This is a genomic window from Acinetobacter sp. 789_lipA (assembly GCF_058242845.1).
On sequence record NZ_JBZAYS010000001.1, the window covers coordinates 623,277 to 650,112 of the forward strand.

Consider the following 26,836-nt stretch of genomic DNA (forward strand, 5'->3'; position numbering starts at 1 on the left):
ACCATGCATTAATCAATTACACCACTGATACCAACACGTACACTTGGATCACCTGATGAACCGGCAGCAACACCACCAGTCAATGACCAGCGACCGTTATCCGCAGTTTTACGTAAAGTCAAACCAATTGCATTTTCACCGCCATGATAGGCAGCACCTGCCGCATAAGTGTATTTACCTGGAATGTACGGTGCATTTTCTAATGCCATTGCCGCAGCAATACCTGCATTGGCTTTTTTCTCAACATCATCAATACGTTGATTTGTTGAGTAGAATGCTTGTTGTAACTGATCACCCAAATTTGTAATACGGTTACCCAATGCCTGATCGGCCTGATTTAGCGCACCTAATGCATCACCGACATTGTTATAAGAACCACCATTGACTTGATAATTTGGCGCATCAAAACTTTGCGTGATGTTGTTATAGCCAGCACCGCCGCCTAGGTATTGAGACAACTGCCCCATATTCACAGCATCGCTGTTTTGCACGCCATTGCTGACATTACTCACTACTTTACTGCCTGCATCAATACCGGAAGCGGTCACAGATGGACCATTTTTAATGCTCAAGCCACTGCTATCAACAGTGGTATTGCCAGCAACCACCTTATCAGTCGTTACAGTACCTGCATTAATATCCTTCGCTGTAACACTGTTCAGCGTAATATCATCAGCTGTTGACACCGTATAATTAGTACTGCCATCTGCATTTGAATTGCTCACAACTTTGATATTGCTGCCTTCAGTCACAGTCGATTTAGATTGAACTGCGGTTTTGTTTACTGCTGCAATAGCATCGTTAATATTGCTTTGACCTGTACCACCAATATTACTGAGATTTCCATTGGTGTCATAAGCACCAGCACCCATCATGTCGTGAATTTGACCACCATTCACAGCATCTTGAGAATCGGCAGTAATTTTACCGTCAGCAACATTGGTCACTTTTTGTTTGCCCGCATCGATACCATTTTTGGTTACGCTTGGACCACCCGCAATCGTTAAACCATTATTATCAATTTTGGTGTCTCCGGTCGTTACACTACCAGCTGCACCCAAATCAATATCTTTGTTTAAATCGACAGTAATGTTATTGCCCTGATTTGAAACTGTGACATTGCCATCTTTATTACTGAAATCAACAGTATCGTTTGGCTTCACATTGTTTGCTGTACCGCCATTGGTGCTAACATTCCAGCCTTTATTGGCATTATTAGCCACTTGATTGACTGATTTGATTGCATCATCAATAGTACTTTCACCAGTACCACCAATATTCGACATGCTGAGCAGGCCACCGTTATTGGCTGCATTACCGCCTAAAATAGATGCGACATTACTTTGCGCCCGGTTCAGCTGCTCTTCAGTCGCTGCGCGGCCTTGAGATGCAAAATCACCACTTCCAAGTGTCTTATTACTCAAACCAGTCAATGTACCTTTCACTGAATCTAGCACCAGTGTGTTAGTGCCTTTTACAGTCAATTTACCTGCTTCAAGACTACTGCTGCTCAAGGTATTTCCAGTTGCATTCATTTCAGCTACAAATAAACCCGTATTACTTAATGATGCAGATTTTTTTCCATCCTTGTCTTGTGTAATTATGCCTGTTGCACTCAGAATAGATGTATTACCTAATATATCTGTCGATGTCACCCTGTCAAATACCACATCTTTCTTCGTTGCTACAGTGACCTTATTCCCTGCCTGTTCAACCGCAATGTTGTCACCAGCGATAAACGTTACTGTTTCATCTGGCGTGATCTGTTCAACTGAACTACCTGCCACTGCACCCGTACCAGTTTTATCTGTCGTCAGTTTCCAGCCTGTATTCGCTATCGCTTTTACTGCATCAAGCTGACCACCATTTACTGCTTCTTTAGATCCTGCAGCAACAAGACCATCTGTTACTCCTGTGATCTTACCTGTCGATGCATCTAGCTTAATGCTGCCTGACTGTACCCCTGTCTTGTCAACAGAAACGACTGTACCTGTACCAGCACTATCCTTAATCGATAGACTGCCCGCATTGCTTAAGGACAATGTATCGTTCAGGCTGTATTTGTAGGTATTCGTCGCCGCATCATAGGTTGCTGTTGTATTTGTACCATTTGCGAAGTTAACAGTTTCTCCCAGCTGTACATTGTCTGCTGGAGTTACACCATTCACTGCAAAATTCAAACCTTTATCTGCCTGAGTCTTCGCATTAGTCGCAGTGTTATTTACCTGCTGAATTGCATCGTGAACCGTATTGGCTCCTGTAACTCCGCCAATATTGGTTGAAGTTAAATTGCCAGCAGCATCAATCTGTGTGCTGCTCCCCAATACATTCTTCACATTGTTTTGTGCTGTATATAGCTGACTGCCATTCACGGCATCTGTAGATGTTGAATTGACATCCCCAGCTTTAACATTGGTGATCTTCTGATTGCCTGCATTGATCCCTGTTTTGCTGATGCTTGGGCTGTTCGCAACCAATGTGCCTGTACTATCAACAAAGCTTAAGCCAGAATTATTGATGACTGTGCCACCTGCAGTTACACTGTCAAATACCACATCTTTCTTCGTTGCTACAGTGACCTTATTCCCTGCCTGTTCAACCGCAATGTTGTCACCAGCGATAAACGTTACTGTTTCATCTGGCGTGATCTGTTCAACTGAACTACCTGCCACTGCACCCGTACCAGTTTTATCTGTCGTCAGTTTCCAGCCTGTATTCGCTATCGCTTTTACTGCATCAAGCTGACCACCATTTACTGCTTCTTTAGATCCTGCAGCAACAAGACCATCTGTTACTCCTGTGATCTTACCTGTCGATGCATCTAGCTTAATGCTGCCTGACTGTACCCCTGTCTTGTCAACAGAAACGACTGTACCTGTACCAGCACTATCCTTAATCGATAGACTGCCCGCATTGCTTAAGGACAATGTATCGTTCAGGCTGTATTTGTAGGTATTCGTCGCCGCATCATAGGTTGCTGTTGTATTTGTACCATTTGCGAAGTTAACAGTTTCTCCCAGCTGTACATTGTCTGCTGGAGTTACACCATTCACTGCAAAATTCAAACCTTTATCTGCCTGAGTCTTCGCATTAGTCGCAGTGTTATTTACCTGCTGAATTGCATCGTGAACCGTATTGGCTCCTGTAACTCCGCCAATATTGGTTGAAGTTAAATTGCCAGCAGCATCAATCTGTGTGCTGCTCCCCAATACATTCTTCACATTGTTTTGTGCTGTATATAGCTGACTGCCATTCACGGCATCTGTAGATGTTGAATTGACATCCCCAGCTTTAACATTGGTGATCTTCTGATTGCCTGCATTGATCCCTGTTTTGCTGATGCTTGGGCTGTTCGCAACCAATGTGCCTGTACTATCAACAAAGCTTAAGCCAGAATTATTGATGACTGTGCCACCTGCAGTTACACTGTCAAATACCACATCTTTCTTCGTTGCTACAGTGACCTTATTCCCTGCCTGTTCAACCGCAATGTTGTCACCAGCGATAAACGTTACTGTTTCATCTGGCGTGATCTGTTCAACTGAACTACCTGCCACTGCACCCGTACCAGTTTTATCTGTCGTCAGTTTCCAGCCTGTATTCGCTATCGCTTTTACTGCATCAAGCTGACCACCATTTACTGCTTCTTTAGATCCTGCAGCAACAAGACCATCTGTTACTCCTGTGATCTTACCTGTCGATGCATCTAGCTTAATGCTGCCTGACTGTACCCCTGTCTTGTCAACAGAAACGACTGTACCTGTACCAGCACTATCCTTAATCGATAGACTGCCCGCATTGCTTAAGGACAATGTATCGTTCAGGCTGTATTTGTAGGTATTCGTCGCCGCATCATAGGTTGCTGTTGTATTTGTACCATTTGCGAAGTTAACAGTTTCTCCCAGCTGTACATTGTCTGCTGGAGTTACACCATTCACTGCAAAATTCAAACCTTTATCTGCCTGAGTCTTCGCATTAGTCGCAGTGTTATTTACCTGCTGAATTGCATCGTGAACCGTATTGGCTCCTGTAACTCCGCCAATATTGGTTGAAGTTAAATTGCCAGCAGCATCAATCTGTGTGCTGCTCCCCAATACATTCTTCACATTGTTTTGTGCTGTATATAGCTGACTGCCATTCACGGCATCTGTAGATGTTGAATTGACATCCCCAGCTTTAACATTGGTGATCTTCTGATTGCCTGCATTGATCCCTGTTTTGCTGATGCTTGGGCTGTTCGCAACCAATGTGCCTGTACTATCAACAAAGCTTAAGCCAGAATTATTGATGACTGTGCCACCTGCAGTTACACTGTCAAATACCACATCTTTCTTCGTTGCTACAGTGACCTTATTCCCTGCCTGTTCAACCGCAATGTTGTCACCAGCGATAAACGTTACTGTTTCATCTGGCGTGATCTGTTCAACTGAACTACCTGCCACTGCACCCGTACCAGTTTTATCTGTCGTCAGTTTCCAGCCTGTATTCGCTATCGCTTTTACTGCATCAAGCTGACCACCATTTACTGCTTCTTTAGATCCTGCAGCAACAAGACCATCTGTTACTCCTGTGATCTTACCTGTCGATGCATCTAGCTTAATGCTGCCTGACTGTACCCCTGTCTTGTCAACAGAAACGACTGTACCTGTACCAGCACTATCCTTAATCGATAGACTGCCCGCATTGCTTAAGGACAATGTATCGTTCAGGCTGTATTTGTAGGTATTCGTCGCCGCATCATAGGTTGCTGTTGTATTTGTACCATTTGCGAAGTTAACAGTTTCTCCCAGCTGTACATTGTCTGCTGGAGTTACACCATTCACTGCAAAATTCAAACCTTTATCTGCCTGAGTCTTCGCATTAGTCGCAGTGTTATTTACCTGCTGAATTGCATCGTGAACCGTATTGGCTCCTGTAACTCCGCCAATATTGGTTGAAGTTAAATTGCCAGCAGCATCAATCTGTGTGCTGCTCCCCAATACATTCTTCACATTGTTTTGTGCTGTATATAGCTGACTGCCATTCACGGCATCTGTAGATGTTGAATTGACATCCCCAGCTTTAACATTGGTGATCTTCTGATTGCCTGCATTGATCCCTGTTTTGCTGATGCTTGGGCTGTTCGCAACCAATGTGCCTGTACTATCAACAAAGCTTAAGCCAGAATTATTGATGACTGTGCCACCTGCAGTTACACTGTCAAATACCACATCTTTCTTCGTTGCTACAGTGACCTTATTCCCTGCCTGTTCAACCGCAATGTTGTCACCAGCGATAAACGTTACTGTTTCATCTGGCGTGATCTGTTCAACTGAACTACCTGCCACTGCACCCGTACCAGTTTTATCTGTCGTCAGTTTCCAGCCTGTATTCGCTATCGCTTTTACTGCATCAAGCTGACCACCATTTACTGCTTCTTTAGATCCTGCAGCAACAAGACCATCTGTTACTCCTGTGATCTTACCTGTCGATGCATCTAGCTTAATGCTGCCTGACTGTACCCCTGTCTTGTCAACAGAAACGACTGTACCTGTACCAGCACTATCCTTAATCGATAGACTGCCCGCATTGCTTAAGGACAATGTATCGTTCAGGCTGTATTTGTAGGTATTCGTCGCCGCATCATAGGTTGCTGTTGTATTTGTACCATTTGCGAAGTTAACAGTTTCTCCCAGCTGTACATTGTCTGCTGGAGTTACACCATTCACTGCAAAATTCAAACCTTTATCTGCCTGAGTCTTCGCATTAGTCGCAGTGTTATTTACCTGCTGAATTGCATCGTGAACCGTATTGGCTCCTGTAACTCCGCCAATATTGGTTGAAGTTAAATTGCCAGCAGCATCAATCTGTGTGCTGCTCCCCAATACATTCTTCACATTGTTTTGTGCTGTATATAGCTGACTGCCATTCACGGCATCTGTAGATGTTGAATTGACATCCCCAGCTTTAACATTGGTGATCTTCTGATTGCCTGCATTGATCCCTGTTTTGCTGATGCTTGGGCTGTTCGCAACCAATGTGCCTGTACTATCAACAAAGCTTAAGCCAGAATTATTGATGACTGTGCCACCTGCAGTTACACTGTCAAATACCACATCTTTCTTCGTTGCTACAGTGACCTTATTCCCTGCCTGTTCAACCGCAATGTTGTCACCAGCGATAAACGTTACTGTTTCATCTGGCGTGATCTGTTCAACTGAACTACCTGCCACTGCACCCGTACCAGTTTTATCTGTCGTCAGTTTCCAGCCTGTATTCGCTATCGCTTTTACTGCATCAAGCTGACCACCATTTACTGCTTCTTTAGATCCTGCAGCAACAAGACCATCTGTTACTCCTGTGATCTTACCTGTCGATGCATCTAGCTTAATGCTGCCTGACTGTACCCCTGTCTTGTCAACAGAAACGACTGTACCTGTACCAGCACTATCCTTAATCGATAGACTGCCCGCATTGCTTAAGGACAATGTATCGTTCAGGCTGTATTTGTAGGTATTCGTCGCCGCATCATAGGTTGCTGTTGTATTTGTACCATTTGCGAAGTTAACAGTTTCTCCCAGCTGTACATTGTCTGCTGGAGTTACACCATTCACTGCAAAATTCAAACCTTTATCTGCCTGAGTCTTCGCATTAGTCGCAGTGTTATTTACCTGCTGAATTGCATCGTGAACCGTATTGGCTCCTGTAACTCCGCCAATATTGGTTGAAGTTAAATTGCCAGCAGCATCAATCTGTGTGCTGCTCCCCAATACATTCTTCACATTGTTTTGTGCTGTATATAGCTGACTGCCATTCACGGCATCTGTAGATGTTGAATTGACATCCCCAGCTTTAACATTGGTGATCTTCTGATTGCCTGCATTGATCCCTGTTTTGCTGATGCTTGGGCTGTTCGCAACCAATGTGCCTGTACTATCAACAAAGCTTAAGCCAGAATTATTGATGACTGTGCCACCTGCAGTTACACTGTCAAATACCACATCTTTCTTCGTTGCTACAGTGACCTTATTCCCTGCCTGTTCAACCGCAATGTTGTCACCAGCGATAAACGTTACTGTTTCATCTGGCGTGATCTGTTCAACTGAACTACCTGCCACTGCACCCGTACCAGTTTTATCTGTCGTCAGTTTCCAGCCTGTATTCGCTATCGCTTTTACTGCATCAAGCTGACCACCATTTACTGCTTCTTTAGATCCTGCAGCAACAAGACCATCTGTTACTCCTGTGATCTTACCTGTCGATGCATCTAGCTTAATGCTGCCTGACTGTACCCCTGTCTTGTCAACAGAAACGACTGTACCTGTACCAGCACTATCCTTAATCGATAGACTGCCCGCATTGCTTAAGGACAATGTATCGTTCAGGCTGTATTTGTAGGTATTCGTCGCCGCATCATAGGTTGCTGTTGTATTTGTACCATTTGCGAAGTTAACAGTTTCTCCCAGCTGTACATTGTCTGCTGGAGTTACACCATTCACTGCAAAATTCAAACCTTTATCTGCCTGAGTCTTCGCATTAGTCGCAGTGTTATTTACCTGCTGAATTGCATCGTGAACCGTATTGGCTCCTGTAACTCCGCCAATATTGGTTGAAGTTAAATTGCCAGCAGCATCAATCTGTGTGCTGCTCCCCAATACATTCTTCACATTGTTTTGTGCTGTATATAGCTGACTGCCATTCACGGCATCTGTAGATGTTGAATTGACATCCCCAGCTTTAACATTGGTGATCTTCTGATTGCCTGCATTGATCCCTGTTTTGCTGATGCTTGGGCTGTTCGCAACCAATGTGCCTGTACTATCAACAAAGCTTAAGCCAGAATTATTGATGACTGTGCCACCTGCAGTTACACTGTCAAATACCACATCTTTCTTCGTTGCTACAGTGACCTTATTCCCTGCCTGTTCAACCGCAATGTTGTCACCAGCGATAAACGTTACTGTTTCATCTGGCGTGATCTGTTCAACTGAACTACCTGCCACTGCACCCGTACCAGTTTTATCTGTCGTCAGTTTCCAGCCTGTATTCGCTATCGCTTTTACTGCATCAAGCTGACCACCATTTACTGCTTCTTTAGATCCTGCAGCAACAAGACCATCTGTTACTCCTGTGATCTTACCTGTCGATGCATCTAGCTTAATGCTGCCTGACTGTACCCCTGTCTTGTCAACAGAAACGACTGTACCTGTACCAGCACTATCCTTAATCGATAGACTGCCCGCATTGCTTAAGGACAATGTATCGTTCAGGCTGTATTTGTAGGTATTCGTCGCCGCATCATAGGTTGCTGTTGTATTTGTACCATTTGCGAAGTTAACAGTTTCTCCCAGCTGTACATTGTCTGCTGGAGTTACACCATTCACTGCAAAATTCAAACCTTTATCTGCCTGAGTCTTCGCATTAGTCGCAGTGTTATTTACCTGCTGAATTGCATCGTGAACCGTATTGGCTCCTGTAACTCCGCCAATATTGGTTGAAGTTAAATTGCCAGCAGCATCAATCTGTGTGCTGCTCCCCAATACATTCTTCACATTGTTTTGTGCTGTATATAGCTGACTGCCATTCACGGCATCTGTAGATGTTGAATTGACATCCCCAGCTTTAACATTGGTGATCTTCTGATTGCCTGCATTGATCCCTGTTTTGCTGATGCTTGGGCTGTTCGCAACCAATGTGCCTGTACTATCAACAAAGCTTAAGCCAGAATTATTGATGACTGTGCCACCTGCAGTTACACTGTCAAATACCACATCTTTCTTCGTTGCTACAGTGACCTTATTCCCTGCCTGTTCAACCGCAATGTTGTCACCAGCGATAAACGTTACTGTTTCATCTGGCGTGATCTGTTCAACTGAACTACCTGCCACTGCACCCGTACCAGTTTTATCTGTCGTCAGTTTCCAGCCTGTATTCGCTATCGCTTTTACTGCATCAAGCTGACCACCATTTACTGCTTCTTTAGATCCTGCAGCAACAAGACCATCTGTTACTCCTGTGATCTTACCTGTCGATGCATCTAGCTTAATGCTGCCTGACTGTACCCCTGTCTTGTCAACAGAAACGACTGTACCTGTACCAGCACTATCCTTAATCGATAGACTGCCCGCATTGCTTAAGGACAATGTATCGTTCAGGCTGTATTTGTAGGTATTCGTCGCCGCATCATAGGTTGCTGTTGTATTTGTACCATTTGCGAAGTTAACAGTTTCTCCCAGCTGTACATTGTCTGCTGGAGTTACACCATTCACTGCAAAATTCAAACCTTTATCTGCCTGAGTCTTCGCATTAGTCGCAGTGTTATTTACCTGCTGAATTGCATCGTGAACCGTATTGGCTCCTGTAACTCCGCCAATATTGGTTGAAGTTAAATTGCCAGCAGCATCAATCTGTGTGCTGCTCCCCAATACATTCTTCACATTGTTTTGTGCTGTATATAGCTGACTGCCATTCACGGCATCTGTAGATGTTGAATTGACATCCCCAGCTTTAACATTGGTGATCTTCTGATTGCCTGCATTGATCCCTGTCGCTTTGTCGATAATAATGTTCCCAAGAGTCACTTTGTCAACACTAATATTTTTGGCTAAATCATAGTTAATAGTATTATCCGCACTGCGGGTAGCAACTAAATTTCCATCTGTATTGCGGAAATCAACTGTTTCACCTAGCTTAACTTTATCTGAATTAGCACCTTGGGCTGAGATACTGAAACCTTTATCAGTTAAAGTTGTATTTAGCTGATTTTGTGCAGAAAGCAACTGTTCCTCGGTCGCTGCTCGACCACTATTGTAAGTGCCTGCAGGATTCCACGTTATATTGCTTAACCCAGTAACATCATTTGTCGAAGTATTTACCTTCACATTACCGGCTTTTAATCCAGTATCCGTTAAAGTATTTGTACCGACTTTAACTTCATTATTTTTTATGCTCGCAGAGCCTGTTGTCACACTACCATTGCCACCAAGATTTATTGTTTCAGCAAGACGAATATCTAGCTGATTTGTTCCATTGGCAACCACACCTATATTTCCGGTGCCAGCGAGTGTACCTGTTGCACCGCCTTTCACATTGAGCGTTTCACCAAGTTTACGGGATATTTGAGCCCCCGTATCACCAGCAAAGCTTAATGGTTGATTCACTGCGGTATCTAATGCAGTTAAGGCTGCACCTACATTATTGACCGTAGTTTTTGTACCTGTTCCTGCCGGGTTAGTTGTGACGGTATAACTTGGCGCACTAATTGCTCCAGTAGCTTGATTGGCTAATGCCCCACCACCTAATGCTTGTGCTGTTTTATTCGCTAGGTTGGCTAATTCTTCATTGGTTTGGAATAACTGGCTACCATTAATTGCATCAGTACTTGAAGCAGATACTCGACCTGCAGCGACATTAATGATTTGACGTTCATTGCCTAAACTGCCCACACTCACAGTTGATGTTGGATTTATGCCTGAATAATTATAGGTTTTACCGTTAACAATTGCACTTGCTGTTGGTGTTGCATTACCAGAAATCGATCCACTACCTAAGGCAATTGCATTTGTATGTGTAACTGTTGCATTAGTACCTAAAGCAAAACCATTGGTTGCAGATACATTAGCACCTGTCCCTATAGCATTCGAACTTTCAGCACCAGCTTTAGCCCCATTACCAAATGCATTCGCATTTAAACCTGCTGCGTCTGCACTTTTACCTATAGCAGATGCATTGAGGCCACTTGCAACGGCACTTGTACCTAACGCAAGCGTATCCTGTCTTAATGCTTGAGCGCCTGTACCAAGTGCACTTGCATCTTGTTCAGATGCTTTTGCACCCTTACCCATAGCATTCGCATTAACTCCTGTTGCTTGCGCATTGGTACCAATTGCACTGGCATTATCAGCTTTAGCTTTTGCACTATCACCAATCGCATTACTGCTTGTGCTTGTTGCTTCTGCACTTTTACCCATCGCATTGGCATTACCAGCAGTCGCTTTTGCATTATCACCAATTGCATTGGCGCTTGTTCCACTTGCTGTTGCATAGTTACCAATAGCATTAGCACTTACTGCAGTTGCTTTAGCAAAATTACCCAATGCACTCGCATTTTCTTTTGCTGCTCGTGACTCATGGCCAATTGCTGTTCCATTATCGCCCTGTACAACTGCTTTACGTCCAATTGCAATGGCCTGATCAGCATTCTGTACTTCTGAATAACTGCCAATACCCACTGCATAGTCAGAATTACCAGTGGTTATATCAACTTGAATATTGGTACCTATTGCAATACTTTCCATACCATTACTGCTGGCATTCGTACCCATTGCAATATTGTTTGTACTTTTTGCTAAAGCAGTCTTACCAATCGCAATAGATGCATCACCATTTGCATGCGTGCTGGTATTACCAATTGCAACACTTTCTTTTGCATTAGTTGCAGCATCAAAACCGATAACAACACTTTTTACACCTGCATTACTTGTTGTGACGCCAGCACCAATTGCTAGCGACTCGTCAGCAGTTGCTCCCATATTATTTTCATTCGCTGGATTTTTACTATTAATGGAGACATGATGTTGTCCATTTTTTGCAATAGCTTGATTAAGCTGTGCCAAATTCACAGCATCTGTAGCATTTGTTCCTGCAGCAACATTTGATATACCTCCATCAGCGTTATACATGACAGCGTTACCAGGTAAAACACTAATTGCACCAGATGACACTGCATTAATTGCACTCGCAACATCTTTATATTGATGAGTCTGGCCTGTTGTATCTGTCAATTCAATAATGTGGCCTTTAAATGCTCCTGTAGCTGGATCGACGCCTGTTTGTCCACCAATCAGGCTTGCTACATTTTTTTGCGCTTCATGTAATTGCTTGACATTGACTGCATCTGTAGGATTGGCACCCGCTGCAACATTCGTAATACGACGCTCTTGTCCAGTTTGACCAACAGAAACTATATTATAGCCGCCCGCTTTTGTATCAGCTGTCAAATAAGCCGCAGCAGTTGAAGTTCCATTGGCTACACTGGACGCCCCTAGAGCAATATTGTTGGCACTAGCTTCCGAATCACGCCCCAATGCCGTTCCAGAAGTGCCTGTCACTTTTGCTTTATGGCCTAGAACAGTTGCATACTCACCGCCAGAAGCTTTGGCATCCTTACCCAGCACGGTCGAACCTGTTGTCGCATCCACACCTGAACCAATTGCTACAGATTCAGCAACTGCTTTTATATTTTTATTTGCATCCCGGCCAATCGCAATATTATCATCACCACTTAAATTGCTTCCTGCATTTACCCCAATTGCAATATTGTGATCTGAGCTGCCATTATCGTCCGCTGACAGGTTGGAACCAGCGCCAACACCTAAAGCAATATTTCGATTGCCAATAACATTTTGACCGCTATTACTTCCAATAGCAATGTGGTCTGTACGGTCATTCGTTGCACCTTGTGATGTACCCACTCCCGCATTCTGACCAATTGAAATACCAGCTGTTGTATTTGCAAAAGCACCTTGACCCAATGCAACAGCACCATCACGGCCCGCACTAGATGCTCCGCCGGCAGCCAGTGCACCGCTTGCAGCTGCTTGAGCTCCAGCACCAATCGAAATTGCTTGCACTCCTGAAGCATTACCATTTCGACCTATTGCAATCGCATCCTTTGCAACAGCTTTAGATGAGTCACCAAGAGCAACACTAGATTCACCGGCTGCAAAATTAGAAGTGCCCAAAGCCATACTATTCTTTCCAAGAGAAAGATTCGCACCGCTGCTTAACGATGCCACGAAGCTATTAACTTCAGTATTTGTAACCGGCACCCCATTAATTTCAGTAATATCTGTTAAATTCGTACCCGTACCTGTCGTAGTTACAGAGATGCCATCTATTGCAGTAATTTTATTATTTGCATCTCTTGTGTAAACAGGCTGGCGCGGTGTCCCTGTGGTTGAACCAATTGCTGTACTATTTAAACCAATTGCTGCGGATTCTTTACCAATTGCAACTGCATTTTCTTGTTCTGCGCGCGCCTGGTCGCCCATAGCAATTGAACTTGTACCATTTGCAATTGCTTGAGGTCCTATAGCAACCGATTCTAGACCTTTTGACTGTGAATCAGCTGCAGCAGAGTTGGTATGGAAATATTTAATACCGACCCCGACTCCTCCAGTTCCAGTAGTATCAACCCCTGTAATATATTCAATAGCTTCCCTTATATTATTAAAAGATTGTGTACCGCCTTTACCATCACTCACCGTATAAGTTAGCCTTTCTAAGGCTCCATTTGCATCTAGTTGTGTTCCTAGGGCATCTGCAATATTTTTATTGACAGTATAAAGCTGCCCACCATTAACTGCATCCGTACTGGTCGCACTATTAATATTTCCTGCGGCTAATCCAGTAATTTTTTTATTATTGAGATTCGCACCATTATTAAATGTCGCTAATCCATTAACATTCAAAGTACCGCCTACAGTTGTATTTCCTGTAGTTATTAAAGTACCTGTAATATTGGTATTTTTAAGAGCCGTCGCACCATCTGCTACAGTCAAACCATTTCCAATTGTTGCTGAGCCTGTCGTCGTAACATTGCTGAGTGTTGTATTGCCAACGACATTTAACGTGTTATTAAGTGTCGTTGCACCTGTTACTCCCAGAGTACCGCCTACTGTCGTATTTCCTGTAGTTATTAAAGTACCTGTAATGCTGGTGTTTTTAAGAGCCGTCGTACCATTTACTACAGTCAAACCATTTCCAATCGTTGCTGAGCCTGTCGTCGTAACATTGCTGAGTGTCGTATTACCAACGACATTTAACGTGTTATTAAGTGTCGTTGCACCTGTTACTCCCAAAGTACCGCCTACAGTCGTATTTCCTGTAGTTATTAAAGTACCTGTAATGCTGGTGTTTTTAAGAGCCGTCGTACCATTTGCTACAGTCAAACCATTTCCAATCGTTGCTGAGCCTGTTGTAGTTAATGTACCTGTCTTAACTGAACCGTCCGTATCTAAACCTGCAGTACTTAATGTCGTATTTGTCCCGACTTTAACTGTACTGGTGGTTTTATCTAATTCAACACTGCCTACCGTAACTTTATTCAGACTTACGTCATCCGTTGTTGCAACTACAAAATCTGTGCCACTAGGTGTGATTGTAATATTATTTCCTGCCAAAACATCAGCGTAAACTGGCATCACCGCACTTGACGCAATAGTTATAGCTACTGATACAACTTTCACCGTTTTTGTTTTCGTTTTACTTTTTGCATTTTCAGAAACCGCAACCCATGCCCCTATCGAAGCATTCCAAACTACTCTATAGATCCTATTCATACTTACACCCTTTATATGATTTATAACTTATGAAAATAAAGATAATGTGTTTAATTTCTCATATTATAAGCGGCGGATTCAAGCGGCAAGTGCAACAGTATAAAAACCAGCCATAACTTCACTCGGTGTATACCAACCTAGTGTTTTTCTAGGACGATGGTTGAGTGCAAATTCTATCTGCTCTATTTGTTCGTTTGACACGCCATCAAACGATGATGATTTTGGCAGATATTGACGGATTAAACCATTCGTATTTTCATTTCTAGCTCGCTGAATAGACTTGTAAGGATCAGCAAAATACGTCTCTATGCCAGCATCAGTAATTCTTTTGTGTTCGGAAAATTCTTTGCCATTATCAAATGTCACACTATAAGCATGGCTCATTTGTAAACGATCTAATGCACAAGTAATCGTTTGAGAGGATGCTCTTGTTGGCCCTAAATGAACAATATGTACATACAGGCTCTTTCGATCAACGAGAGTCAATAAAGCACCTTTATGATGTTTACCAATCACCGTGTCACCTTCGAAATCTCCTAAACGTTGTCGTTGATCAATGACCTGGTGTCGGCAGTGAATACTTGTTTTATCAATGATTTGACCCCTACGATCCGTGTTTTTGTAACCGCGTTTTCGATATTTCTTCTGATGCCTTAAATGTAGATGAAGTTTACCGCCTTTTGATTTATCTTGATAAATGTACTGGTAAATCCACTCATGTGAAGGTACATCCAGCCAACCGCGTTGTGTTAAAGCACCTGAAATTTGTTCGGGTGACCAGTCCAAACCAATCAAATAATCAATATAAGCGAAGGCAAATGCTGTCATTGATGATGAAGGACGGTACCGTCTTTGACTTGCAAATTTAGCTGCCTGTTGAGCTCTATATCCACGTTGCCCAGTATTTCTTTTTAATTCACGGTAGATGGTTGATCGTGAACGTCCTAATTCCCGAGCAAGGGTAGCGATTGAACTTTTACTTTTCAAAGTAGCATAAATTTCGTATCTTTCATCTTGAGAAAGTTGGGTGTATTTCTTCATTGTGTGCTTTCCAATTACGAGTTGAAAAAGTCTAATGATTCTATGAATACACCTAACTTTTTCAACTAACTACAAATGTGTTGCACTTGGGATTTGAATCTGCGAGCCATAAAATGATGTGGTCCTAGGATTTTAGACCACGCCTATAATTTCAATATCACCTTTCGCCTTATAAACATGTTGGCCAAAAGCATTTGACAAATGTCCAGTGACACAGTCCTGAGAACTAAATTGATATGAAGGCGGTAAGAGTAAAATAATTTCTGATTCTGCTGTCTTGAATGAAGCCTGCCCAATAAATGGACATAGCTCTCCTTCATCCTGTGCAAATGCAACAGGAACACTACCGATTGGCTTTGTTGCACAAAGATTTGAAATGCAAAGCGCCCCTAATTGAGCCAAATTTAAGGCGTAACTTGGGTAAGTGGTCGACCTAATTCCGTAAATCTGTTAAGGACTGCTACACGTGCATGGATCTCATTCACTTGGCTATCAAAACTCCTTGCACTGAGTTTATCTCCTAATAATTTGATGCAATGCATCTTAGTTTCAACCAAACTTCGACGATGATAGCCTGACCATTTTTTCCATAGTGTCCTGCCTAAACGTTTAATTGTTCGAAGTAATTCATTTCGCTCTAGCGAGCTACTCTTTGTATCTTTCCATTGTTTCGCATTTTTTCTAGGTGGAATCACCGCATGCGCTTGCCGATCTGCAATGACCTGACGGCATTGCTTGGTGTCATAAGCTCCATCGGTATAAACTGAACCGTACCGGGTTTGTCGGAGACTTTTTTATTTTTGTCGGAGACTTTTTTATTTAAGTTAAGCCACCTGACCTAACGGGTTAATCTTATCATAGTACATTGCTTCAAACTCAAAAGGCGATACATAACCCAGTGCACTGTGTACACGCTTTTTATTGAACCAATCTACCCAGTTTAGTGTCGCAAGTTGTACATCTGCTAAACCTTGCCAATCTGCTTTTAAATATGTTTAGTCCCGGCATTTGATGGATCGGATCAATTTTAAAAAGTTCAGGTTCATCTGTCCACTGTTTGCAGATGAATTCGTAGGGAGTCAGGCCCCTGAGTGTTTTGAGTCTGCGGCCGAAGTTGTATGCAGCAATAAAATCAGCAAGGTGAATGCATAGCTGAGTGTGATCGTCGTAATGGAACCGTTTGACAGTAGCTTCTTTAATCGTTCGGTTCATCCTCTCGACCTGTCCATTGGTCCATGGATGCTTAACCTTGGTAAGACGATGTTCAATGCCACATTCAGTACAAACCCGATCAAAGATGTGCTCAGAGGCGTAGCGATCACAGGTGCGGTTCGTGAACTGGATGCCGTTATCTGTTAGCACCGTATGGATTCTATAGGGCACAGCCTTAACCAGATTGCGCATGAACTCCGCGGCTGCCATCTTACTGGCTTTAGTATGCAATTCAGTGAACGCAAACTTGGAAGTGCGATCAATGGCAACGAAGAGATAAAGCTTACCCTGTGCTGTTTGCATCTCAGCGATGTCGATATGAAAGTAACCAATGGGGTAGCTCTTGAAGCGCTTCCTGACAGGGCGATCACCTTGTACCTCAGGCAGTCGTGAAATACCATGCCGCTGTAAGCAGCGGTGTAACGACGAGCGTGTCAGATAAGGAATACTCGGCTGCAATGCATAAAGGCAATCGTCTAGCGGCAACAAAGTGCGTTTTCGAAAAGCAACAATTGCCGCCTCATCTTCAGGCGATAACACGCTTGAGCGAGAATTCTTTGGGCCGGTTGTAAGATCATCTACTGAAGTACGTTTCTTCCATTTTGCGACGGTCTTTTGATTGATGCCGTAACGCTTGGCTAGCGTTCTTAAGCTCTCTTGACTATTTTGTATTGCTCGACGCACTGCCTGTGTCGTTGTGGCGCTGCTGTGTAGAACTTGTCCCATAGTGCTTCCTTCCATTTATCTGAGAATATTGCACCATTAAAATCTGGGACTAAACACCTAGATGTTTTTGCATAGACCCAAGTGTTAAATCATCATTACGATTCTTGCGTACCATACCATGGGCACGTGAAAAAGTAGAAAGCTTATATTTGTACGTCTTACGCCAAAAGGCCAAACAGAAACCGTAGCCTCAGGCAACACCCCTCTCATCATAAAATTATACCAGTCAGTAAAATACCTTTAGATTAAGCATATGTATGTTGGTTATTATTGTTGATTATCACAATAAATTAGTGACCAAAAATAAAAGTACCCCACCCCATCTTAAATTACGTCACACAAAATAAAAACTCTATATAACTGTTATATATAGAGTTTATTAACGTACCAATTGTGTTATTTAGTGTATTTTATGTCGGTGACTCTTGCCAAGGTTGGGGTCGCGAGTTCGAGTCTCGTTTCCCGCTCCAGATTCAAAAAGCCCTGATCGAAAGATGGGGGCTTTTTTATACATTTCTGAATATTACTCAAATTACCAATACTAACTCCGACAATCAAAAATACCAAATGGAGACATCAAACCAACAAGGGGTGTCTAAAAATAGAGCATCCCTCGTTGTAAGAATCCATCCTAATACTATTGCTGTGCAACGAACTTGGAATTAGATTGTTCTTATTTGAAAACTCATCTCACGTCTCCAAACAAATTAAAACTTCACCAAATCCCCTTTCAACGCAACACCCGCCATCGCAGTTCCTTTCGCGCATTGGTAGGTGGTGGTACTCCGTGTTTCATTCGACTTATAGAAACTCACCAGATTAGTCACAGCATTTGCACCATTGGCTTTGGCAGTATTTTGGAATTGAATCAATGCTGAACGAAGTACATGATCACATGAAGTTTCCGCAGATTTGGCAAAACCATTGGTCTTTTTATTGGTCACTAAGCCCTTTTCAATCACCTTGCCGCCCGACTTGGTTCCAGCCAAATAAAACTTCACTGAACCATCGAGTACCCCATCTGCAACAGCACGGTTTACAGCTTCTTGAAACTTAAAATCATACATTTTATCGGCAGCCTGAGCTGATGCAATCGCTCCTAAAGACAACACAGCGACTGCACAAATATTTTTGAATAACATGGTTCTACCCTTATCTTATTAGATACGTTTAAAAATCAGGGAGGTATTAATCCCCCCAAAAGCAAAATTGTTGCTCATCACCATTTGCGTTTCTGCTGAACGCATATCTGAAACGATATAATCCAGATCACCACAAGCGCTGTCAATCTGATCTAAATTCAGTGTAGGCACCAACTGATTGCGTCGCATCATTTCAATACTCAGCCATGCCTCAATGGCGCCGCACGCCCCGAGCGTATGCCCAAAATAACTTTTTAATGAGCTGATCGGCTTTTTCCCCAAGATGCGCGCGGTTGCTTGTGATTCTGCAATATCCCCCTGATCGGTCGAAGTGCCATGCGCATTGACATAATCAATATCCGCGGCAGTAAGCCGTGCATCTTTCAATGCCAACCGCATACAACAGCCCATCATTTCAGAATCAGGTCGGGTTACATGCTGACCATCGGTATTACTGCCATAGCCAACGATCTCGGCATAAATGGTGGCCCCGCGCGCTTGAGCATGTTCATATTCTTCTAAAATCAAACAGCCTGCGCCCTCACCCACCACCAAACCATCCCGGCCTGCATCAAACGGGCGTGGCGTTGTCTCAGGTCGATCATTTTGCACACTGGTCGCCAACAGCACATCAAACACGGCAGAACCGGCAGCACTGAGCTCTTCTGCTCCGCCTGCGATCATTACGGTTTGTTTGCCATATTTAATCGCTTCATAGGCTTGACCAATGGCCATGGAACCTGAAGTACAAGCACTGGAGGTCGGCAACGTTAAACCTTTTAGGCCAAAATACACCGTCATATTGACTGCACTGGTATGTGACATCATACGAATGTAGGTCGTGGCATTCAGTTGACTCATATTGTGCTCAATCAACATCGAGCCAAACTCACGCACCGCATCCATACTGCCCGCAGAGGAACCAAAAGCCACGCCTGCATCACCACTTTTTAAGATATCCGCATGCAGTAAACCTGCATCTTCCAATGCTTTTTCAGCACATACGGCAGACATTAAAGCAACGCGGCCCATGCCACGGGTCACCTTACGGTTAAAATGCTTCGGTACAGTAAAGGATTCCACAGGGCCCGCCAATTTACTGCGTAAATCAGGATAAATTTCCCAGTCAGGCATATAGCGAATGCCGCTTTTACCTAGTGCAAATTGCTCAAAAATTTGCTCTGCAGTTTCACCCAAAGAGGTAATCCCAGACATGCCTGTTACGACAACACGTTTCATTAAATTAGGCCTCCATTGACTGAAATCACTTGGCGGGTGATATAACTGGCATCATCACTACATAAAAACTTCACCGCTTTTGCGACTTCTTCTACCTGTCCCATGCGCTGCATCGGGATCATTTTCAAGGCGTGTTCTTTAACTTCTTCCGTGACCATTTCGGTTTCAATCAAGCCCGGAGCCACACAGTTCATCGTAATTTTACGTTTGGCCAATTCCAGTGCCAATGCTTTGGTCGCACCAATCAAGCCTGCTTTGGCAGCACTATAGTTCACTTGACCACGGTTACCCATGATTCCTGACACTGAAGACAAGGTCACAATACGTCCACCCTTTTTCAAGCGGATCATCGGCATCATCAAGGGTTTCAGCACATTGTAAAAACCGTTCAGAGAGGTTGAAACCACTTCATCCCAGTCTTCATCGGTCAGTGCTGGAAAAGCACCATCACGGGTCAGTCCTGCATTCAACACCACACCGTAAAAAGCGCCATGCTGTGCCATATCTTGCTCTAAAATAGCGGCAATCTTTTCACGCTCATTCACATCGAACATCAGTACATGGCTGGCCTGTCCAAGCGCTTGAATTTCATGAGCCACCGCTTCGGCCTCAGACTGTCTTGAACGAGCATGGACCGTGACATCAAAGCCTGCCTTTGCCAACTCCAAAGCAATCGCTTTACCTATTCCACGACTCGAACCCGTGACTAAAACTCTTCTGTTCACACTAATTTTCCAATGATTTCATTCATATTTTCAGGCTCAAATACGCTCAACATGGCGCTGAACCGATGTTCTTGATATTCAATTTCACAATTAAACTGCCCCAAACCTTCGTGCAGATAACTTTGTTCTACTCGAATCCGCACGGTTGTGCCCAAACTAAAATAAGCACAAGGCAACTGCATTTTACGCGTTCCCAATAAAAAGCCAATTTTCGGTGGCAAGCCCTGAGTTTGTCCTTTATAACCGGCATAGGCACTAATGGTCTGCGCCATCAACTCAATGCTGCTCCATGTTGGCAAGCCTTCTGGCTCACAAAACATCAAATCTGGCGTGATATGAAGTTCTGCAATAGCAAATTCATCATTGGCTTCAATCAAATGGCTCACGAAAACCATCGGTTTCGCATGCGGAATAAACTGTACTGCATCCATCATGGCAAAGCTGTCCCGAAAATTAAACTGATATTGCTGCCGCCAAAAGCAAAAGAATTACTCATCGCATAGCGAATGGGTGTATTCAAATGCGGTGTAAACACATAGTTTTGCCCAGCCAAAGCATCGTCCAATTCACCTGCATGATGCAGCGGCAACCAAGATTGATCTAATAAAACCTGCTGGCAAATAAAAGCTTCGATTGCACCCGCTGCCCCCAGACAATGCCCCGTTTTATGTTTGGTGCTGCTCAAGGCCACAGCTGCATCAGAGAAAACAGTCTGTACCGCCTTCATTTCCATCGCATCATTTTGCGGTGTAGAAGTCCCGTGCAAATTTAAATAATCAATATCGCTTGCTTGCAGCTGTGCAGCGTCTAATGCTTTTTGCATCGCCTCCGCAGCCCCTCGTCCTTCTGGATGTGGTGCTGAAATATGCCATGCATCCATTGACTCGCCACTCGACAGCAACATCACAGCTGCAGGTGCTTTAGACAATAAAAACAGCCCTGCGGCTTCACCAATATTAATACCGTCACGGTTGGCACCACAGGGCTGGCAAATTCCGCTCGATAAGCTTTCTAAACTATCAAAACCATTTAAGGTCAGCTTGCATAGGGTATCGACTCCACCCACTAAGACTGCATCAGCCAAATCGGCATTCAGCAGACGTTGCCCCGCTGCAAGTGCTTTGGCTGCCGAGGAACAAGCGGTAGAAATGGTATAGGCAGGCCCTTCCCAGCCCAAATACTGTTGTAAGGCTTTCGCTAAACTGCCCATTTCTTGTTTTTGGTGCTGTACAGACTGCGGCGCTGGCTGTTGAAACTGCGTTTTTAACACAGACTCATTATCCGCGATGCCTGAGGTTGACGTGCCAATAATCACTGCAAGGCGCTGCTTGGAAAACTGTGCGGTATAGGCACGAATCTCGGTTTCAATCTGCGACAGAGCCGTCAGCGCAAAGCGTAAATTCCGTGAGTCTGCACCGCTCAAGCTTTCAGGAACTTGTTGAAGCAAGGCTTGATCAGATGCACCAACCCAAACCGTGCGCCCCGCGATCAGATCCTCTCGTTGCGACAAGGTGTTTTCAGTGTATGTTAAGGCATGTTGAAGTTCAGCGGCATTTTGTCCCAAAGCCGACAGCGCCGCACTGAACTGAATGCCAACGGCTGAAGCATGCTGTAGATTTTTAGTCATGATGGTCACCTTGATCATCTTCTAAAGTATTGCTCACCGCACTGATGACCATCTGATAAGGCACTTGCAAATTATCTAGCTCAATTGCCCCCTCATTTTGCTGAATTTTCAACACGGGCTGTTGCTGCATATAAATGGTATCGGCTTTCTGTAATACATTACTTTGAGCAGCATGTAACGCAGCAAAATTTGGATAGGTCGCATACAAAATATCGCGTACTACATAATCAAAAGGCAATAATTTCATCGGCTCAATCCGCTGCTCCACATGTACTTTTTGACCATCAAAACTGAGCTTAAACAACTGCTGTCCGGTGAGACTGAGCGCCAACATGTCAAGCGACTGTCCTCGTTGCTGTTGATACAGTAAAAAACTGAAGCTCTGGGTTTTCCACTGTACTTCAATTTGATCTTGACGCTGGTAATTTTGCGCAGCCCACTGCGGGGTCGCGAGTCCCTGCGCCTTGGGGATCCAACTTTGGCAGGCACTACAAAGCAGAGCACTGACTAAAACCCAACTGACGGTCTTTAAACGCAGCTTAAGTTTCATCGGTCAGCGACTCTTTTTGGGGTTGTTCTTCTCGGCAATATTCTGCCAAAGTACTTAAGCGTTGCTTGGCATTACGATGAATCGGGTTAGTCGTGTCCCATGCATAACCTGCCAATAAAGATGCAATCATACGGCGGATTTTCTCATCTTGATTTTTTGAAAACACCACATCCTGAAATTCACCCGAATACCATGATTCGACATAGGCACGGAACACTTGAATGCCTTTACGTAGCGGCTTTTCATATTGCTCCATCCAATCAACCGCCTGACCTTGCAGCACTTGCTCGACCAAAGGCACCGCTAGACTGGAAGATTTCAAAGCAATGGTCACCCCTGAAGAAAAGACGGGATCTAGGAACTCGCCAGCATTACCGAGTAGCGCATAGTTGTTTGATGCCAAATGTTTCACATCGGCAGAGTAGCCCACCAAAGTGCGTACAGGCGTGTCATGTTTGGCGTGACGTAGCACATGCGACAAGCTGGCATCATCGGCTAAAATACGTTTTTGTAAGGCTTCTAAATCATAATCTGCACTGCCGTCATAGCCGTATTTTTCAAAGAAATCTTGCTCCGCCACGATGCCAAATGAAGAACGTCCATCAGTAAAGGGAATCAGCCAATACCATGCACGGTGGTCTTTTTCATGCACAGTAATTAAGATTTTCTCACGGTCAAACTCAGGGTCATTCAATAGACCGTCTTCAATGTGGGTAAAGACCGCACGGCGCACGGGAAAGTCCGATGGGCTTTCTAAGTCAAGAAACTTCGGCAGAATGCGGCCAAAGCCGCTGGCATCTAAGAGGAACTTGCCTTGAATTTGATAGCTGTCACCTTGCGCATCTTCCACCGTCAAAATCGGCTGTGTGGATGCCACATCGACCACCAAAACTTCATGACCAAAACGGATATCTGCCCCCATTTTTTCGGCTTGCTGCGCCAAAAGCTGGTCAAAGTTGGCACGTCGTACCTGCCATGTAGTGCCTGGGCCTTCACTAAACTTTTGAGTAAAGTCATAAAAACTACGCTGTGTGCCTCTTAAAAAAGCTGCGCCATTTTTAAACTGAAAGGCATATTCATCAGCATGGGTACGCACTGTCTCCAACAAACCCGCTTCTTCTAAAAACACCATACACTGTGGCAATAAAGACTCACCGATGGAAAAACGCGGAAAAAATTGCTTTTCGATGACCGTGACTTGGTAACCTTTTTGGCGCAGCAAAGCTGCGGCCGAGCTACCTGATGGCCCCGCCCCAATAATTAAAACATCTGTCTGTTGCATGGTGCTCATTGCACTGTACCCTTTGACTCAGCTCTTTGGCTGATATTGTTGAACCACCACATGTTTTGCATCGGAGGATGTAAAAAGTGTGGCATAAATAAATGAAAAAATAACGCCCAGCAACACCGTTAAGCCAAAACTGTGAATGGCATAGGTATGACTAAAAGACAGCAAACCAAAACTAAAAAACGTCGACATCATGCACAGGAACAAAGCCATACCCACCACCTGCGGGTGATCATGTCCGTGGCGGTAGAAGATCGCATAGTCCACCCCAATTCCAATGATCAGGAAGGTACCCATAATGCTGAATAAATTAATCTCGACACCCAGCCATGCCTGAATCGCAAACGTGGTCATTAGAGCCATACTGACAGGCAACACCAAAGGCAGAATGGATTTTTTGCCATAAAGTGCGCCTAAGCCAACAGCTAACATCAGCAAAGCGCTGAGCAATAGCCACTGTGCCTGCACACGATGCTGTTTGAATAACTCAGATAATTGATGAACGGGACGTAACAGTTGTACATCCGCATCTTCAAGCTGTTGCACGGCTTTGACGTCATGCACATTTTGCAGCATCACCAAACGCTGCGTCGGACTCATCTGCAAAAAATGCAGTGGATGATCTTTAAAAACTGCTTCGGTCAGCAACGGCTGATCTTTTAAACGTGCTTGCCAGTCTAAAACATCGGCTGTATTGAGCTGTAACGCTTGCGCATATTCGACTAAAGCGGGCTGAGGAATCGCCTGTAACATCGCAATATTGTGTTTTTGCTGCTCAAGCGAGGGAATCCACTGCCCTAAAGCCTGCACAGCATCCAACTTGCCAGCCTGCTGCAAGGGCGTAAGCTCTGCCAACAGTTGCTGTTCGCGCTGTTCTAACTCTGCTGGGGTTCTGCCCTGTACCACAAAATATTCGCTGCTTTGCTGTTGCATAAAACGCGAACGAACATATTGATCTTCCTGCTTTAAGGTAGCATCCATACTTTGCAAATTGCGGATGTCATCATTGCTTTTCAGGAAGACGAGACTACTACCCGTCACCAGTAGAATCAGTGCCATCATGCCATAGCGCAGCGTATTTCGACTCTGCACATAACTGCGTGCTTTGCCAATAAAGCCCAAAGCACGTATCGCAGGTTCCGCATTCAGCGCAGGCAAACGTGGCAGCAGTAAAATACTGGTCACCCATGCGGCACTCAGTCCAACCATAGAAAAGACTGCAATCTGTTTGAAGCCCGGAAATGGGGTAAAGCTCAGCACTACATAGGCCAACAGCGTGGTCATTAGCCCCACAAATAGACTCGGCAATAATGGCTTTAAGACAGCAAATCCATCCACCTGTCGGTGCTGAGACTGCATGGCCATAAAGTAAAATGAAAAATCGACGCAGACCCCAATCAAACTAGCACCAAAGACCAGTGTCATCAGGTGAATTTCGCCGAAAACCCAATAGGTCACAGCAAAGGCCACCAGACTGCCTGTGCCGACCGCAACCATTTCCGTTAGCATGGGTCTGATCGAACGGAAGCCAAACCAGACTAGAAGCAAAATCCCGATGGTCGAACCCACGCCAATGGTCGAGATTTCCTCTTTTGCAGAGTTAGTGCCGAACTGTGCAAACAGCAGCGTACCTGTCCAGTGCGGTTTGACCTGCAACTGGCTAAACTGCGAATTGATATGTTGAATAAATGCAGCGGTCTGCTCTTGGTAGGCAATGTTATAGGGACTATTGTTGAGCTGAAGTACCATCAGGCGCGAGATACCCTGCGCATCACGAATCGTGGCAAAACCCTGTTCTAAATTGATATCAGCATTGCTTTGTAAGGTACTTAAACCGACTGCATAACGCGGAAACAGCAGCAAGGGATCTTGCTTGAGCATTTCAGCCGTGATCGGCATGCCGGGACTCATCAGTTGTAATAAGCTTTGCTCTGCCAGTGCGGCATCATCCTGCTCCTGCACAATCTGCTGATCGGTCTTGGATAATAGCCCTGCTTTGTGTTGATACAGCGCTTGAGCAAATTGATCAGGATCAAGCTGCGGCCGAACCGGTAAAAACAGCTGACTTTGGTCGGCTTGGGTTTTGAGTACTTGCGTTGCCTGTTCGAGTTGCTGATCCGTTTTGGCATCTAGCACTACAAAAACTTTGTCATTTAACTGCTGACTGACATATTGCTGTGCTTGTTCCAGATGCGCATCTTGATGGGCCTCCGGCAGCAAAGCAAAAATATTGGTCTCAATCTTAATGCCTTTATTCAGCCACGCCACGCCCAGTGCCAAAGCAATGACACACAACACCAACAGCCACAGGGCGCTAAATTTATTTTGCCAATTGGAAAAGCGCATTTTCCGCAGCCGTTAAAGTTTGAGGTTGAGCCGTTTGCTGACTAAAACGAATGATGGTGCGGTTATTGGCTTGTTCCAAAATCGTAATACGGTCCACATAACGCTGACCTTGCGCATCGACTTGGACAAAAAGCTTTTTAAATAGACTGCTTTTCGGCGTCAAGCTGACATTCCACTGCGTCGGGCTGTAGTTGGCAGACACCACATTAAAGTTTTTAGCGAGCGCCGCTTCATTGCCCGACATCAACTGTAAAAACATCGTCGCTACAGAGCCATAAGGAGTCTTATCGACTTCAATTTGACTGCTAGTACGCTGTGTCTTTTGTACCAACTTACGCGGTGTCACCACCAAATCGGCTTTGACTGGACTTTGAATTTGCCACAGTACCCCTTGGTTTTTGCTGAACAGTACCGTGCCTCTGGACACATAAGTTTTGTTCAGAGCAGCCAGTTTTTTCTGCTGCTCAAATTGAGCACGCACCACAGGCATTGCACCGAGCTGAGCAAACACCTGTTTCAATTCAGTATTTTGTGCATTCACTGCGGGAGCAAGCACAGTCATGACACTGGCTGTACACGCAACGACAATCGCCTTAGAAAATTTGTCTCGAATCATGCT

The 26,836-nt window shown here is 44.4% G+C and carries 13 protein-coding genes and 3 pseudogenes; 1 reads left to right on the forward strand and 15 read right to left on the reverse strand.

Annotation, left to right across the window (positions count from 1 at the left end):
* Positions 1–8 precede the first annotated feature (8 nt).
* The 6 genes and pseudogenes from AC4CUZ_RS02975 to AC4CUZ_RS03000 form a co-directional block, all read right to left on the reverse strand.
* Positions 9–14,321 (reverse strand): ESPR-type extended signal peptide-containing protein, encoded by a 14,313-nt coding sequence (locus AC4CUZ_RS02975; RefSeq protein WP_490747191.1) that lies wholly within the window; start codon positions 14,319–14,321, stop codon positions 9–11.
* 78 nt (positions 14,322–14,399) lie between these two features.
* On the reverse strand, positions 14,400–15,362 hold the full coding sequence (locus tag AC4CUZ_RS02980; RefSeq protein ID WP_004691346.1) for an IS30-like element IS18 family transposase: 963 nt from the start codon (positions 15,360–15,362) through the stop codon (positions 14,400–14,402).
* A 132-nt stretch (positions 15,363–15,494) separates the two neighbouring features.
* On the reverse strand, positions 15,495–15,764 hold the full coding sequence (locus tag AC4CUZ_RS02985; RefSeq protein WP_032048810.1) for a hypothetical protein: 270 nt from the start codon (positions 15,762–15,764) through the stop codon (positions 15,495–15,497).
* Between the two features lie 2 nt (positions 15,765–15,766).
* Positions 15,767–16,129, reverse strand: a pseudogene (locus tag AC4CUZ_RS02990) (IS5 family transposase); the annotation flags it as partial.
* Between the two features lie 57 nt (positions 16,130–16,186).
* Positions 16,187–16,354, reverse strand: a pseudogene (locus AC4CUZ_RS02995) (integrase core domain-containing protein); the annotation flags it as partial.
* Positions 16,281–17,300 carry an IS481 family transposase gene (locus AC4CUZ_RS03000; protein ID WP_050674840.1) on the reverse strand — a complete coding sequence of 340 codons (1,020 nt, stop codon included), beginning with the start codon at positions 17,298–17,300 and terminating at the stop codon, positions 16,281–16,283. The pseudogene AC4CUZ_RS02995 and the gene AC4CUZ_RS03000, both read right to left, overlap by 74 nt.
* Before the next feature lie 59 nt (positions 17,301–17,359).
* On the opposite strand from AC4CUZ_RS03000, the pseudogene AC4CUZ_RS03005 reads away from it, so the two are divergent.
* Positions 17,360–17,488, forward strand: a pseudogene (locus tag AC4CUZ_RS03005) (VF530 family DNA-binding protein); the annotation flags it as partial.
* A 519-nt stretch (positions 17,489–18,007) separates the two neighbouring features.
* Here AC4CUZ_RS03005 and AC4CUZ_RS03010 read toward each other — a convergent pair.
* Genes AC4CUZ_RS03010 through AC4CUZ_RS03050 form a run of 9 tightly spaced genes read right to left on the reverse strand, consistent with a single transcriptional unit; the run spans position 18,008 to position 26,833 of the window.
* Positions 18,008–18,442 carry an excinuclease gene (locus AC4CUZ_RS03010; protein WP_087013779.1) on the reverse strand — a complete coding sequence of 145 codons (435 nt, stop codon included), beginning with the start codon at positions 18,440–18,442 and terminating at the stop codon, positions 18,008–18,010.
* 18 nt (positions 18,443–18,460) lie between these two features.
* Positions 18,461–19,681 (reverse strand): beta-ketoacyl-ACP synthase, encoded by a 1,221-nt coding sequence (locus tag AC4CUZ_RS03015; RefSeq protein ID WP_490747192.1) that lies wholly within the window; start codon positions 19,679–19,681, stop codon positions 18,461–18,463.
* Positions 19,681–20,406: a 3-ketoacyl-ACP reductase FabG2 gene (locus AC4CUZ_RS03020; protein WP_490747193.1), complete on the reverse strand. Its 726-nt coding sequence runs from the start codon at positions 20,404–20,406 to the stop codon at positions 19,681–19,683. Before AC4CUZ_RS03020 ends, AC4CUZ_RS03015 begins: the two co-directional genes overlap by 1 nt.
* Positions 20,403–20,840, reverse strand: coding sequence for a hotdog family protein (locus AC4CUZ_RS03025; RefSeq protein WP_151836316.1), 438 nt, complete (start codon positions 20,838–20,840; stop codon positions 20,403–20,405). The genes AC4CUZ_RS03020 and AC4CUZ_RS03025 overlap by 4 nt, the downstream gene beginning before the upstream one ends.
* Positions 20,837–22,033 (reverse strand): beta-ketoacyl-[acyl-carrier-protein] synthase family protein, encoded by a 1,197-nt coding sequence (locus AC4CUZ_RS03030; RefSeq protein ID WP_490747194.1) that lies wholly within the window; start codon positions 22,031–22,033, stop codon positions 20,837–20,839. Before AC4CUZ_RS03030 ends, AC4CUZ_RS03025 begins: the two co-directional genes overlap by 4 nt.
* Positions 22,026–22,583 carry a DUF3261 domain-containing protein gene (locus AC4CUZ_RS03035; RefSeq protein WP_490747195.1) on the reverse strand — a complete coding sequence of 186 codons (558 nt, stop codon included), beginning with the start codon at positions 22,581–22,583 and terminating at the stop codon, positions 22,026–22,028. The genes AC4CUZ_RS03030 and AC4CUZ_RS03035 overlap by 8 nt, the downstream gene beginning before the upstream one ends.
* Entirely contained in the window at positions 22,573–23,874 is a 1,302-nt protein-coding gene (locus AC4CUZ_RS03040) for an NAD(P)/FAD-dependent oxidoreductase (RefSeq protein WP_490747196.1), read from the reverse strand. The genes AC4CUZ_RS03035 and AC4CUZ_RS03040 overlap by 11 nt, the downstream gene beginning before the upstream one ends.
* 18 nt (positions 23,875–23,892) lie before the next feature.
* Positions 23,893–26,217, reverse strand: a complete 2,325-nt coding sequence (locus tag AC4CUZ_RS03045) for an MMPL family transporter (protein ID WP_490747197.1) — start codon at positions 26,215–26,217, stop codon at positions 23,893–23,895.
* On the reverse strand, positions 26,192–26,833 hold the full coding sequence (locus AC4CUZ_RS03050) for a LolA family protein (RefSeq protein ID WP_490748043.1): 642 nt from the start codon (positions 26,831–26,833) through the stop codon (positions 26,192–26,194). Before AC4CUZ_RS03050 ends, AC4CUZ_RS03045 begins: the two co-directional genes overlap by 26 nt.
* Between the last annotated feature and the right edge of the window lie 3 nt (positions 26,834–26,836).